The organism is Williamsia sp. 1135 (genome assembly GCF_002095395.1).
Classification (GTDB): Bacteria; Actinomycetota; Actinomycetes; order Mycobacteriales; family Mycobacteriaceae; genus Williamsia.
In genome coordinates, this window is the sequence record NZ_MJEI01000060.1 from 24,463 (window position 1) to 37,587 (window position 13,125).

Annotated in this window: 11 protein-coding genes; 1 reads left to right on the forward strand and 10 read right to left on the reverse strand. The window is 64.6% G+C overall.

Annotated features, from left to right (window positions below; genetic code table 11):
- Position 1 precedes the first annotated feature (1 nt).
- From BFL43_RS03405 to BFL43_RS03445, 9 genes are all read right to left on the reverse strand, one after another.
- Positions 2–1,711 carry a fumarate hydratase gene (locus BFL43_RS03405; protein ID WP_240498032.1) on the reverse strand — a complete coding sequence of 570 codons (1,710 nt, stop codon included), beginning with the start codon at positions 1,709–1,711 and terminating at the stop codon, positions 2–4.
- A gap of 92 nt (positions 1,712–1,803) precedes the next feature.
- A complete protein-coding gene (glpX, locus tag BFL43_RS03410; protein ID WP_084890778.1) occupies positions 1,804–2,811 on the reverse strand; it encodes a class II fructose-bisphosphatase in 1,008 nt (335 codons plus the stop codon).
- Positions 2,812–2,864: 53 nt separating this feature from the next.
- Positions 2,865–4,676: an NAD(P)/FAD-dependent oxidoreductase gene (locus BFL43_RS03415; RefSeq protein WP_084890780.1), complete on the reverse strand. Its 1,812-nt coding sequence runs from the start codon at positions 4,674–4,676 to the stop codon at positions 2,865–2,867.
- A gap of 84 nt (positions 4,677–4,760) precedes the next feature.
- The gene (locus BFL43_RS03420) at positions 4,761–5,936 is read right to left on the reverse strand and encodes a helix-turn-helix domain-containing protein (RefSeq protein WP_084890782.1); all 1,176 of its coding nucleotides are present in this window, start codon (positions 5,934–5,936) and stop codon (positions 4,761–4,763) included.
- A 106-nt stretch (positions 5,937–6,042) separates the two neighbouring features.
- The gene (locus BFL43_RS03425; RefSeq protein WP_084890784.1) at positions 6,043–8,295 is read right to left on the reverse strand and encodes an MMPL family transporter; all 2,253 of its coding nucleotides are present in this window, start codon (positions 8,293–8,295) and stop codon (positions 6,043–6,045) included.
- A gap of 71 nt (positions 8,296–8,366) precedes the next feature.
- On the reverse strand, positions 8,367–8,969 hold the full coding sequence (locus BFL43_RS03430; protein ID WP_084890786.1) for a DUF4245 domain-containing protein: 603 nt from the start codon (positions 8,967–8,969) through the stop codon (positions 8,367–8,369).
- Positions 8,970–9,041: 72 nt separating this feature from the next.
- Positions 9,042–9,317 carry an exodeoxyribonuclease VII small subunit gene (locus tag BFL43_RS03435; RefSeq protein ID WP_084890788.1) on the reverse strand — a complete coding sequence of 92 codons (276 nt, stop codon included), beginning with the start codon at positions 9,315–9,317 and terminating at the stop codon, positions 9,042–9,044.
- 29 nt (positions 9,318–9,346) lie between these two features.
- The gene (xseA, locus tag BFL43_RS03440) at positions 9,347–10,591 is read right to left on the reverse strand and encodes an exodeoxyribonuclease VII large subunit (protein WP_084890790.1); all 1,245 of its coding nucleotides are present in this window, start codon (positions 10,589–10,591) and stop codon (positions 9,347–9,349) included.
- A gap of 9 nt (positions 10,592–10,600) precedes the next feature.
- On the reverse strand, positions 10,601–11,245 hold the full coding sequence (locus BFL43_RS03445) for a lipid droplet-associated protein (RefSeq protein ID WP_084890802.1): 645 nt from the start codon (positions 11,243–11,245) through the stop codon (positions 10,601–10,603).
- A gap of 69 nt (positions 11,246–11,314) precedes the next feature.
- Between BFL43_RS03445 and BFL43_RS03450 the strand changes: the two genes are divergently transcribed.
- The gene (locus BFL43_RS03450) at positions 11,315–12,283 is read left to right on the forward strand and encodes a 4-hydroxy-3-methylbut-2-enyl diphosphate reductase (RefSeq protein WP_084890792.1); all 969 of its coding nucleotides are present in this window, start codon (positions 11,315–11,317) and stop codon (positions 12,281–12,283) included.
- Positions 12,284–12,337: 54 nt separating this feature from the next.
- Here the strand turns inward: BFL43_RS03450 and BFL43_RS03455 are convergent.
- Positions 12,338–13,125 (reverse strand): DDE-type integrase/transposase/recombinase (locus tag BFL43_RS03455; RefSeq protein ID WP_084890195.1); only part of this gene is annotated, 788 nt, incomplete at its 5' end.

Genomic DNA, 13,125 nt, shown 5'->3' on the forward strand with positions numbered 1-13,125 from the left:
TTCAGCGCTCCTTGGATCGGATCCTGACGCCACTCAGCGGGACGCTGACGGCGCCGCCGGGATCGGTGAAAAAGTCGTTGCCCTTGTCGTCGACGACGATGAAGGCCGGAAAATCCTCGACCTCGATCTTCCACACGGCTTCCATGCCGAGTTCAGGGTATTCGATGACTTCCTGGCTCTTGATGCAGTCCAGGGCCAGCCGTGCCGCGGGGCCTCCGATCGAACCCAGGTAGAAGCCGCCGTGGGTGTTGCATGCGGTGGTGACCTGCTTCGAACGATTTCCCTTGGCCAACATGACCATTGACCCACCTGCGGCCTGGAACTGTTCGACGTAGCTGTCCATCCGGCCCGCCGTCGTCGGACCGAACGATCCGGACGCCATACCCTCGGGCGTCTTGGCGGGCCCGGCGTAGTAGACGGGGTGGTCGCGCAGGTAGTCGGGCATCGGCTCGCCGGCGTCGAGGCGCTCCTTGATCTTCGCGTGCGCGATGTCTCTGGCCACCACCAGCGGTCCGCTGAGCGATAGACGGGTCTTCACCGGATACTGCGACAGCTGCTCGAGGATCTCCGACATCGGTCGGTTGAGGTCGACCTCGACCACCTCGCCGCCGGCGATGTCTTCGGCCACACCGGCTGCCGGCATGTACTTCGCCGGATCGGTCTCGAGCTGCTCGAGAAACACACCGTCAGCGGTGATCTTGCCGAGCGCTTGCCGGTCTGCCGAGCAGGAGACGGCGATCGCGACAGGGCAGGACGCGCCATGGCGGGGGAGTCGGACCACGCGGACGTCGTGGCAGAAGTATTTGCCACCGAACTGGGCGCCGATCCCGAAGGACTGGGTCAGCTTGAAGACCTCGTCTTCGAGCTCGAGGTCCCGGAAGCCGTGTGCCGACATCGACCCCGTCGTGGGGAGATTGTCGAGGTAGTGGGCGGAGGCGTATTTCGCGGTCTTGAGCGCGAACTCGGCGGAGGTGCCCCCGATGACGACGGCCAGGTGATACGGCGGGCAGGCCGCGGTGCCCAGTGATCGGATCTTCTCGTCGAGGAATTTCAGCATCCCCGTGGGGTTCAGGATCGCTTTGGTCTCCTGGAACAAGAACGACTTGTTCGCGCTGCCGCCGCCTTTGGCCATGAACAGGAACTTGTATTCGGGACCTTTCGGTCCCTGTTCGGTCGCGTAGATCTCGATCTGCGCGGGCAGGTTGGTGCCGGTGTTCTTCTCGTCGTAAGTGGTCAGCGGCGCGAGCTGCGAGTACCGCAGGTTGAGCTGGGTGTACGCGTCGTAGACGCCCCGCGAGATGGACCTGGCGTCGTCGGTGCCGGTCAACACACCTTCGCTTTTCTTACCCATCACGATCGCGGTACCGGTGTCCTGACACATGGGCAGCACGCCACCGGCGGAGATGTTGACGTTCTTGAGAAGGTCCAATGCGACGAACCGATCATTTCCCGAGGACTCGGGATCGTCGATGATCTTGCGTAGCTGCGCAAGATGGGCCGGCCGCAGGTAATGGCTGATGTCATGCATCGCCTCGGCGGTGAGGGTCCTGATGGCTTCCGGATCCACTTTGAGGAAGCGTTGACCGTCGACGTCGAACGTCGACACCCCCTCCGTGGTGATCAGTCGGTAGGGGGTGTCGTCGCCGTCGGTCGGAAGCAGATCTGAGTAGAGAAACTCTGGGGCTGAAGCTTGTTCACTCACGCGCTGCATCGTATCGCTGCGATTGGCAGTGCCTTCGCCAGGCGTCGGTCGCACTGACTTCGGTGGCACTGATTGAAATGGTCAGTCCTGGAAGCTGGGCTTCAGTCCTGAAAAGTGTTCGCGGCGATCTCGGCGACCTTCTGGCGGGTGTGGCGGCCCTCGATGTTCCGGATGGTGCCGGACCGCGAGCGCATGACGAGCGAACGGGTCGTCGCACCGTTTGCGCGGTAGCTGACGCCGCGGAGCATGTCTCCGTTGGTGACACCGGTGGCGCAGAAGAACATGTTTTCACCGCTGACGAGGTCTTCGGTCTTGAGAACCCGGTCGAGATCGTGCCCGGCGTCGAGGGCCTTCTGCTTCTCGGCGGCATTGCGCGGCCAGAGCTTGCCCTGGATCTCGCCGCCCATGCACTTCATCGCCACCGCGGTGATGATGCCCTCGGGGGTGCCGCCGATGCCCATGAGCATGTCGACGGAGCTTTCCTCCTGTGCCGCCGCGATGGCGCCGGCGACGTCGCCGTCGGAGATCAGCCGGACTTTGGCGCCGGCGGCCCGGATCTCGCCGATCAGGCCCTCGTGGCGTTCGCGATCGAGGACGACAACGGTGAGATCGGCGACCTCGATGCCTTTGGCGTTGGCCACAGCCTGCACGTTGAACTCGACCGACGCGTTGATGTCGATGACTCCGGCGGCCTCGGGCCCGACGGCGATCTTCTCCATGTAGAAGACGGCCGACGGGTCGTACATGGTCCCGCGCTCGGACACCGCGAGCACCGCGATGGAGTTCGGACGGCCCTCGGCCATCAAGGTGGTGCCGTCGACCGGATCGACGGCCACATCGACCTCGGGTCCTTCGCCGTTGCCGACCTCTTCGCCGTTGAACAGCATCGGCGCCTCGTCTTTTTCGCCTTCGCCGATCACGACGACGCCGCGCATCGACACGGTGGAGAGCAGTTGCCTCATCGCGTCGACCGCGGCCCCGTCGCCGCCGTTCTTGTCGCCTTTGCCGACCCAGCGGCCCGCCGCGAGGGCAGCGGCCTCGGTGACCCGCACGAGCTCCATCGCCAAGTTACGGTCGGGAGCCTCGAACTGGGGGGTATCGGCTGACATGGAGGGCCTCCTGAAATCGCGGCGAAAGGGTTGAGGCCATCCTTTCATGCCCGTTATTGCAGGTGGTGCACCGGTGCCTGGCCGTAGACGTTCACGTTCATCCCGGCTTCGCGTGCCTTGAGTTGGAGCGAGAGGTACCGCGAGTAGTGCCGCGACTGGTGCAGATTGCCGCCGTGGAACCACAGGTTCTGCTGGGCGGTGGGTTTCCACATGTTGCGCAACTCGCCCTCCCACGGTCCCGGGTCCTTCGTGGTGCCCGATCCCAGGCCCCAGCACTTACCGACCTTGTCGGCGACCTCCTGCGAGATCAACTTCGCTGCCCAGCCGTTCATCGAGCCGTAGCCGGTGGCGAGGACGATCAGATCCGCTTCGAGTTCGGTGCCATCGGACAGCACCACCGAATGCGGTTTGATCTCGGTGATGTGCGCCGGTGCCTTGAGCTTCACCTTGCCGTCGGCGATGAGTTCGGACGCACCGACATCGATGTAGTAGCCCGAACCGCGGCGCAGGTACTTCAGGAACAGTCCCGAGTCGTCGTCGCCGAAATCGAGCATGAAGCCGGCGGCCTCGAGCTTGTCGTAGAACTCCTTGTCTTGCTCGCGGATGGTGTTCCACGCCGGGATCTGGAAATCGGCGAGCAGGCCGTAGGGGATCGATCCGAAGATCAGGTCGGCCGTCTCGTGGTCGATACCGTTCTCCAGTGCCTCCTCCGAGTACAGCGGTCCCAGCACCTCGCGCATCAGCGACTCCGACTTCACGATGTGTGTCGTCGAGCGCTGGATCATCGTGACGTCGGCGCCGTTCTCCCAGAGGTCACCGCAGATGTCGTGGGCGGAGTTGTTGGCTCCGAGCACCACGGCCTTCTTGCCCGCGTACTTGCCGCCGCCGGGGTGCTGTGAGGAGTGGACGAGGTCGCCGGTGAAGGTGTCGGCGCCGGGGATCTCCGGGATGTTGGGGATGCCGGACATCCCCGTGGCGAGCACCAGTTGCGTCGGGGTCAAGGTCAGCTTCTCGCCGTCCCGCTCGACCTCGACGGTCCACTGCTGGGTCGCCTCGTCGAACGTGGCGTCGGTGCAGGTGGTGCTGCTCCAGTAGTCGAGTTCCATGATCTTGACGTAACTCTCGAGCCAGTCGCCCATCTTGTCCTTGGGCGTGAACACGGGCCAGTCATCGGGGAACGGCAGGTACGGCATGTGGTCGTACCAGACCGGATCATGAAGTGACAGTGAGTAATAGCGTCCTCGCCACTCGTCGCCGGGCTTCGGGTGCTTGTCGATGACGAGGGTCGAGACACCGAGTCGGCGCAGACGTGCCGCCAGACCGATGCCGCCCTGGCCGCCGCCGACGATCAGCGTGTACGGCTGGGTCGTGATGCCGAGGGTCTCGTTCTGCTCGGCCCGTCGATCGAGCCAGTTCTTGCGGCCCGGGACCACGCCGTGTTCGGCGCCCTTGATGCGCCGGCTGCGCTTGTTCTCCGGAAACTCCAACAGCTCCTGCGCGGACGTCAGGAACGTCCAGCATTTGCCGTCGCGCAGGCGCATCAGGCCCTTGCCTCGCAACACGGGGGTCGTGAAGGTGTACCAGGCGGTGGTGACGCCGTCGTCTTCCGTCGCCTCACCCTCGAGCTGAAAGTTGCCCGGAGCCGAGGTCGGCAGGGTTGCGGCGAGCATGGCGGCGAGGTCGTCCTTGCCCTCGGCGGTGGTGAGGTTCCAGCTCAGTGCCACCAGATCGCGCCAGTAGCAGTCGTCGACGAACAGATCGGTGACGGCGCCGACCTCGCCGGTCTGCTGGGCATGCGCAAGCGCCTGCTCCAGGTCGGTGAGAAAGGCCCGTGCCGTCTGGGTGGGTGAGACGGTGGTGGTCATGGTCAACTCCTTCGCGTGAGGTGGATCACACCTGACGGTAGAAGGGTCCCAGACCATGGAGAAGGGTTGCAGGGAGTTGCAGAACTAGCGGCACGACGCCGGCACCGTCAGCCGGTAGGGCCGCGGGGCGAGCAGAGGGCCGAGTGAGCGCCGGATCCGGGATACCTCGGCCCGTACGGTCACGGTGTGATCGCCGCCTCCGTAGAGCTTCGTCGACAGCTCCCTGGCGCTCAGGCCCGCGGGGTGTGCGGCGACGATGCGAAGCAGGTCGAACTGCCGGCGCGTCAACGGATGCGTCGCCTGTTCGCGGTCATCGAACGAGACCAGTGCGCAGGGTGGTTCGGCCTGCAGGATGAGCGAGGTCGCACTGCGGGTGGCACGCCGCAGTTGCCACAGGTCGCCGACCGGTTGGGCGTCGAAGTGCCCGAGGCTGGGAATCCACACCGTGCCCGACGCCAGACCGCCGGGGATGAACAGCCGATCGCTGACCGCGATACCCCGGGTGGCGATCACCCAGCCGTTGCCGTCGACCACCAGGGAATCGGCACCGGGTGGCCCGAGCAAGCCCGACGCTGCGTCGCTGCGACTGCGCAGACCGTCCTGATGGATCATCCGGAGTTCGGCGTTGACCGCGTCGAGGGTCGAGCAGACCAGGGACAGCGTGTGCGGGTGTGCGGTGCGTAGGCCGCCCGAGAGGGTGATGGCCCCGAGGACGGACTCGTCGCGAGGATCGATGATCGGGGCCCCGGTACACACCCAGCTGTGATGGCTCGGGTGCGAGTGTTCGGAACCGAAGATCTGCACCGGGGACCGGTCGGCCATCGCGGTTCCGAGAGCGTTGGTGCCGACGGCCTTCTCGGTCCACGACGCGCCCTCTACGAAACCGAGGTTCTCCGACCGTTTGCGTACGTTCGGCGGACCGGCGACCCACAGCACCACCCCGTCGCTGTCGCACAGGACGAGTTCGGTGGCGGTGTCGGTGCAACTGGTCAGCAAGCGTTCGCGCAGGGCGGCCGACGCGTGGTTCAGCAGTGGATCGGCGTCGCGGCGAAGCGCGACCTCGTCGGCTGGGCGATAGTCGGCCCCGCGATACTGCGCCGGCTGACGTTGCCAGGACCGGGCGACCTCTTCGCGAACACCGGAGGGCACGGCGCCGGTCGACGACCACTGCTCGAACAGCGAGTCCAGATGACGCAAATGGACTCGAGGATCCTGGTCGATACGCAGCGCGCTCGACGGTCGGGTCAGCGGTGGCGGCACACGGTTCTCCGGAGCTCGAAGGGTCTCCGCAATCGTACGTGAGGCACGTCACAACAGACGGACCCCCTCGGCCGCGGCCGAGGGGGTCCGTTGTTCGCGGAGTCGATCAGCTGGTGGCGTCTGCCTTTGCCGCCAACGGCTTCCCATCGGGCGCGACGGTGTCGTCGATCGGGATCTCCCGAATCGAAGCACCCTCGATGTCGACGTTCGGCACGATCTTGTCGAGCCACCCGGGCATCCACCAGGCCTTGTCACCCATGAGTGCGATGACCGCAGGAACCACGATCATCCGGATGATGAAGGCGTCGAAGAACACGGCCGCCGCGAGGGCGAAGCCCATCATCTTCGAGGTGGTGTCGGGCGCCAACATGAACGACGCGAACACCGAGATCATGATGACCGCTGCGGAGGCGACGACGCGGGCGCCGTGTTTGTAGCCGACCAGCACCGCCTCTTTCGCCGACAGGCCGTGCACGTATTCCTCGCGCATTCGGGTCACCAGGAAGACCTGATAATCCATCGCCAGTCCGAACACCACGCCGATCATGAAGATCGGCAGGAACGAGATGATCGGTTGCGTGTGGGTGATCAGGCCGAAGATCCCCTCCTGGAAGATTGCAACGGTCGCACCGAAGGTCGCGCAGATCGAGAAGATGAACCCGATCGTCGCCGTCAGCGGCACCAGGATCGACCGGAACACCACCATCAGGATGATGAAGGCAAGACCGACCACCAGGATCAGATAGGGGATCAGAGCCGAGCTCAGTTTCGCCGAGATGTCCGACATGATGGCCGTCTGGCCGCCGACATTGAGGGTCGCCCCGTCGGATTCGGCGGTCGACGAGTAGTCACGGATCTGTTCCATCAACTCGTGGGTCTGCTCGCCGCTCGGCGACTGTTGCGGCGTCACCGAGATCAGGGCAGCGGTGGCCCCCTCTTGCGAGTTCGCCTGGTCCGGACCGTTGCCGATCCAGATCAGCTGGTCTGGGTTCGCGACATTGGACAGGGTCTTGATGTGATCGATCGTCTCCGTCGCGACCGTGGCGACGTCGCCGCCCTCTTTCTCGTTCAAGACCACGAGCAACTGCCCGTTGACACCTTCGCCGAATCCCCGTTTGAGGAGTTCGGTCGCCGGCACCTCGGCGTCGGACGAGAAGGACAGCCCCAGCTCCAGCTTGGTCATCGGGGTGGCGATGATGGCGAGGAATGCCAGCCCCACCAGCGCGACCGGCAGTGGGTACTTGACGAGGAACTTCGCGGTTCGCTGTCCGTTGGACACCTGGCTCTCGGGCTCGTCGCCGTGTCGCAGACCCTTGATCCGCGGCGAGAACGCAAACCTGCCGAACGCACCGAGCAGAGCCGGGATGAGCGTGATGGCTCCCAGGACCGCGATGACGACCGCGAGTCCGGCGCCCGCACCCATCTGCGAGACGAACGGGATGCCCACGACTGCCAGCGCGACGACCGCTATGACAACCGTCAGGCCGGCGAAGACCACGGCCGTTCCCGCGGTGCCGACGGCGCGTCCGGCCGCGGCCTCACGCGTGCCGCCCAGATTCAGCTCCGTGCGGTACCGGGAGACGATGAAGAGGGCGTAGTCGATCGAGACGGCGATGCCGAGCATCGTGATGATGCCGGTCGCACTCTCGTTCATGTTGAAGATTCCGGCCCCGAGCGTGACGAGATTGATGCTGATCAGTACACCCAGGATGCCGGTGATGATCGGGATGAACGCGGCGACCAGTGCTGCGAATGCGACGATCATCACCACGAACGCGACGACGAAGCCGAGCATCTCGGCCGTTCCGCCCTGTGCCTGCACCTGCATGAGCGAACCCGTACCGCGGACGTCGAGTCCACCGGTCCGGAATTCCTTCATGATGTCCTCGAACTGTTCCTTGTCGTCGATCGTCAGATCTTCGACGTTGATGTTCTGCTGGACCTGGATGAGGCCGACCTGGCCGTTGTCACCGAGTACCGAGGCGGCGATCGCCGGATCGGCGGCGGCCACGGTGACCGGGTTGACGATGGTCTCGGGTTCGAAGATGTCGGGCAGCGTCTTGAGTTTCGCGACGAGCCCGTCGATGTCGTCGGTGTGAGCCGCCAGCCCGTCGCTCGCGGCGATGAGAACAGAGGTCGATGCCTCCATCTGCCGCTCGTTGACCGCGCTGAAGTCCTTCTCCATGATCGACATCGCTTTGTCCGAGTCGGTACCCGGGAGTTCGAAATCTTTGGAGAACTTGGGGTTGAATGCGGCGACCAACGCGATCACCAGAGCACCGAGCAGCAACCAGCTGACGATCACCCACCACTTGTGTCGAAAAGAGAACCGTCCCAGCCGATACAAGAACATTGCCATAGGAAGGAAGCTTATAGGGACCTGAGGACATCAGTCCTCACCCAATAGGTGGATATTGAGCGACGAAAGTACTACTTGGTGGGGAGCACCTGTGGTCCGGTGCCGCGGCCCGGCAGGGGCGAAGCGGCCAGGGTGGCCGTCGCGAGCGTCTGGAAGTCCTCTTCCTTGCCCTTGTTCGACATCAGGCCGATGCGCACGTCTCCCAGATCGGTGACCCAGACCGTTCGTCCGCCGTCCGGCTTGGCGTAGACGACCCAATTGGATCCTCCGACCTCACGGGTGCCCGCCCCGAGCAGACGCTCGTCTCCGGCGAGTGAGCCGAGCAGAGAGTCCTCGGTCGCGTCGGTCTGGCTGAGCTGGATGTACACGCCGTTGGACGTGATGTAACCGGAGTTCGACACCGAGGTGTTCTCGAGTGCGGTCGTGGTGCCGCTGTTCGGCTTCCAGTCGTTCGGGGTGGCGGGGAGCCGGATGGGGAAGGCGAGGCTCCTGGCGTCGGCCTTGAGCCCGCTGTCGATGTCGTACGCCGGGACCTTGTCGTCACCTGAACCGCCCGAGAGACCGACCGAGCAGTTGCCCGACACCATCGCCACGAACACGCACAGCAACAACAAGGGGATCAACGACCAGATCATGTCCTTGTTGTTGTTCAGGATGCGAGGTTTAGCGGCCACGCTTTCGAGTATTGCAGGACGTGCCGCAGCCACATAAACGCGCGGATAGGGAGAGAGTGCGCAGGGACCCGATCAGTTCTCTTCGTCGAAGTCTTCGTCGTCGCCGAGGTCGCCATCTGGATCGTCGCTGCCGAGCACGGACTCGATACGTTTGCGCGCGCCTTCGAGGTGTTCCTCACAGCGCCGCGAGAGGGCCTCGCCGCGCTCCCACATCTCTAGCGATGCATCGAGGTCGAGGCCACCCTGCTCGAGGGTTCGCACCACGACGATCAACTCATCGCGCGCTTCTTCGTATCCCAGTTCGGCGATCGGCGTGGGGTCGTCGTCCGCAGGCTTCTTCGGTGGCACGTTTTCTTTCCTCCAAGCATCGGCTCACATCAACTCTTTTTTTCCACGCCCATGACGGCGGCCCTGGTTGCGCCGTCGGCGACCCGAACCCGCAGTTGACTGCCGATCGGCATGTCGTGCACCGAGTTCACCACGTGGGGCTGCTCGTCGCTGCTGCTCGCCGCTCCCGGGACGCGCTGCACGACCGCGTACCCGCGGGCCAGGGTCTGCGCGGGGCCGAGGGTCGCAAGACGCGCGGCCAGGTGGTCGACGCGTTGTTCCTCACTCCCGACGCACCGGACGACGTCACGCCGGATGTCCCGGGTTGCGCGCTCGATCTCGTCGACCCGGTCGTCGATCATCCGAAACGGCCGGGCCAGCACTGGTCTGCCGCGCAGAGAATCGAGACCGCGAACCTGTGTGGTCACCCAATTTCGAAGTGCACCAGCACTTCTGGCTCGCAATTCTCTGATCTGAGAGAGTTCGGCGATCACGTCCGGGACCACGCGCTTGGCCGCGTCGGTCGGCGTTGCCGCGCGCAGGTCGGCGACCAGGTCGAGCAACGGGGAATCGGGTTCGTGTCCGATGGCGCTGACCACCGCCGTCGTCGCCTTGGCCACAGCCCGGCACAGTGCCTCGTCGGAGAACGGCAGTAGGTCTTCGACGCTGCCTCCGCCGCGGGCCAGGATGATCACATCGACACGTGGGTCCGCATCCAGTTCGGCAAGGTGCCCGAGGATTTGCGGGACCGCCGCCGGCCCCTGGACCGGAGCATTCCGGACCTCGAATCGAACTGCGGGCCAGCGGGACCGAGCCACCGAGATGATGTCGCGTTCGGCGGCGCTGGCGCGGCCGGTGATGAGGCCGACGGTCCCGGGCAAGAACGGCAGCGGCCGCTTGCGGGCAGTGTCGAACAATCCCTCGGCGGCGAGTAGTTGACGCAGGCGCTCGATGCGAGCGAGGAGTTCACCGATGCCGACCGGCCGGATCTCGGTGACCCGCAGTGACACGGTCCCGCGTCCGGTGTAGAACACCGGCCGACCGAGCATCACCACACGTGCGCCCTCCGTGAGGGGGACCTGCGCGCGGGTCAGCAGGTCGGGGCTGCAGGTGACCTGGATCGAGATGTCGGCAGCCGGGTCGCGCAGCGTCAAAAACGCCGTCCGTGTTCCGGGACGGCGATTTATCTGGGTCAGTTGACCCTCGACCCAGACCTGCCCGAGCTTGTGGAGCCACTCGGCGATCTTCGTGTTGATGGTGCGGACAGGCCACGCTGATTCGGGCGTATTGCTCACGCGGGCAGGCTACTTGGTCGCAGCCGTCACGCGATTGTCGAGCATGGTGAGGAATGGTGCCCGCGCTCGATTGCCCTTCTCGTACTCGGCCAGTTCTTTGAGCTCTGACAGCCCGACGCCCCGCAATTTCGCCCGCAGCTGCGCCAGGGTGAGTGTGTCGTAATCGAGCATGACGACGATTTCCGGGGAGTTCTTCGCGGATCGTCGGGTGGCGACAGGCGCGTCACTCTCGATGTCGGGTGTCGAGCTGTACAGCGCGAATCGTCCGGTGCCTGCGGGTGCGGCGGTGGCCTCGGGGTCGTCGTCGGCGGTCTCGGGCTTCTCGTCCGCCGATGTCACGGTCGTCGTTGCCGGGGTGATCGGAGCGGCGGGAACCGTGGGCGGGCTGTCATCGTTGCCCTCGAAGTCGTCGTCCTCATCGAAAGTCGCCCACTCGGGCTCCTCTTCGGCCCGGCCGAGCAGGGATTCGAAGATGTCGTCCCCTTTGATCGCCATTTCGGCGATGCCCTGCTGAAATCGCATCACTGCCTGCAGCGTCTGACTGACCGCACTCATCGGCAATGTGATGGCGGTGGTGGGCAGTTTTCGCGTCTCTTCCAGCACGGTTACAACTACCCCGGCGGCGACCCTGGCGGCATAAGGTGGTCGAATCATGCCAATACTGTGCCTCATGCCACCGGTGGTGACCACCAGTAGGGTCGTATTGCCCGTAGGCTGAACACCATGAGTTCGGCCGAGAACAGCCCATCAGTCAAGACAATCCTGCTCGCAGAGCCGCGCGGTTACTGCGCCGGCGTCGATCGTGCGGTGGAAACCGTGGAAAAAGCCCTGGAGAAGCATGGTGCTCCGGTGTACGTCCGTAAGGAGATCGTGCATAACCGCCATGTCGTGGAGACACTGACTGATCGCGGTGCGGTCTTCGTCGACGAGACCGATGAGGTGCCTGAAGGTGCCCTGGTGGTCTTTTCCGCCCACGGTGTGTCCCCGGCGGTCCACGACTCCGCTGCCAGTCGCAATCTGCGCACCATCGACGCCACCTGCCCCTTGGTCACCAAGGTCCACCAGGAGGCGAAGCGGTTCGCTCGCGACGACTACGACATCCTGCTCATCGGTCACGAGGGCCACGAGGAGGTCGAGGGCACCGCAGGCGAGGCGCCTGAGCACGTGCAGCTCGTCGACGGTCCAGAGAGCGTCGACGGCGTCACCGTGCGCGACGAGTCGAAGGTGATCTGGCTGTCGCAGACCACACTGTCCGTCGACGAGACCATGCAGACCGTCTCGCGTCTGCGCGAGAAGTTTCCGCTGCTCAACGATCCGCCCAGCGACGACATCTGTTACGCCACCCAGAACCGCCAGGTCGCGGTCAAGGCCATGGCTCCCAAGTGCGACCTCGTGATCGTGGTCGGTTCGCAGAACTCGTCGAACTCGGTCCGATTGGTCGAGGTCGCCCTGCAGGCCGGCGCGAAGGCCTCGTATCTCATCGACTACGCCCGGGAAATGGATCTCGCCTGGCTCGAGGGTGTGCAGACCGTCGGTGTCACCTCCGGTGCCTCGGTGCCCGAGGTTCTGGTGCGCGGTGTGCTCGAGGTCTTGCAGGCGAACGGCTTCGACGGAGTCGAGAAGGTGACCACCGCGGAGGAGACGTTGACGTTCGCGTTGCCGCGCGAGTTGCGTCCGGCGCGCGCCACCTAGCCGCACCCACCGTTTTCCCACCGCCCACCGGTTACCCGGTAGTTGTCAACCTGTCTAAGACAGGGCTGGTTCTTTTCGTGGTTTGGCCGGTTTGATGTTGATGCCGGCGATTGTGGGTGGTGCTTGTCGTTGTGGTGGCTTCCTGAACCTTTCGGGGTGCTTGTTGTAGTTGTCGAGGCGGTGTTGGTGTCGTTGGTCGGCGACATCGTCTGCGGTGCCGGTGTGCACTTGCTCGGGGGTGTAGTGGTTGAGCCCGCTGTGGCGGTGCTCGGTGGCGTAGTTGTGCAGGAACTGTGCGGTCCAGGCGCGGGCGTGCTCGATGCTGTCGAACTTCTCAGGGCAGGACAGGTCGTATTTGATGGTCTTGAACAACGATTCGGAGAACGGGTTGTCGTTGCTGACCCGGGGCGGCGAACGTGAGTTGATCACCCCTCGTTTTTTGAGGGCCGTGATCAGCTTGTGCGAACGCATGACCGCCCCGTTGTCGGAGTGCAGCACCGTCGGCGGACCGTGCTCGGTGATAGCGGTGGTGAACATGTCAATCGCGTCGGGTTTGTTCTCGGTGTATTCGATGCGCCAGCACACCGGGTAGCGAGAGAACACATCGATCGCGAGGTAGAGCTTGTAGCGGTCGTCGTTGGTCGGGCCGTGCAGGTCGGTGATGTCCCACGACCACAGCTGACCTGGTCCGGTGGCATGAATGACCGGTCTGGAGCGCGTGTTGGTACCTGGGCTGCTGTGATGGCCGCGGCGGCGGTCGCCGACAAGTCCGTGGCGTTCGGCGATTCGGTAGACCGTGCGCGGTGAACAACCGATCTCCTGATTGTCGAGTCCACGCCAAT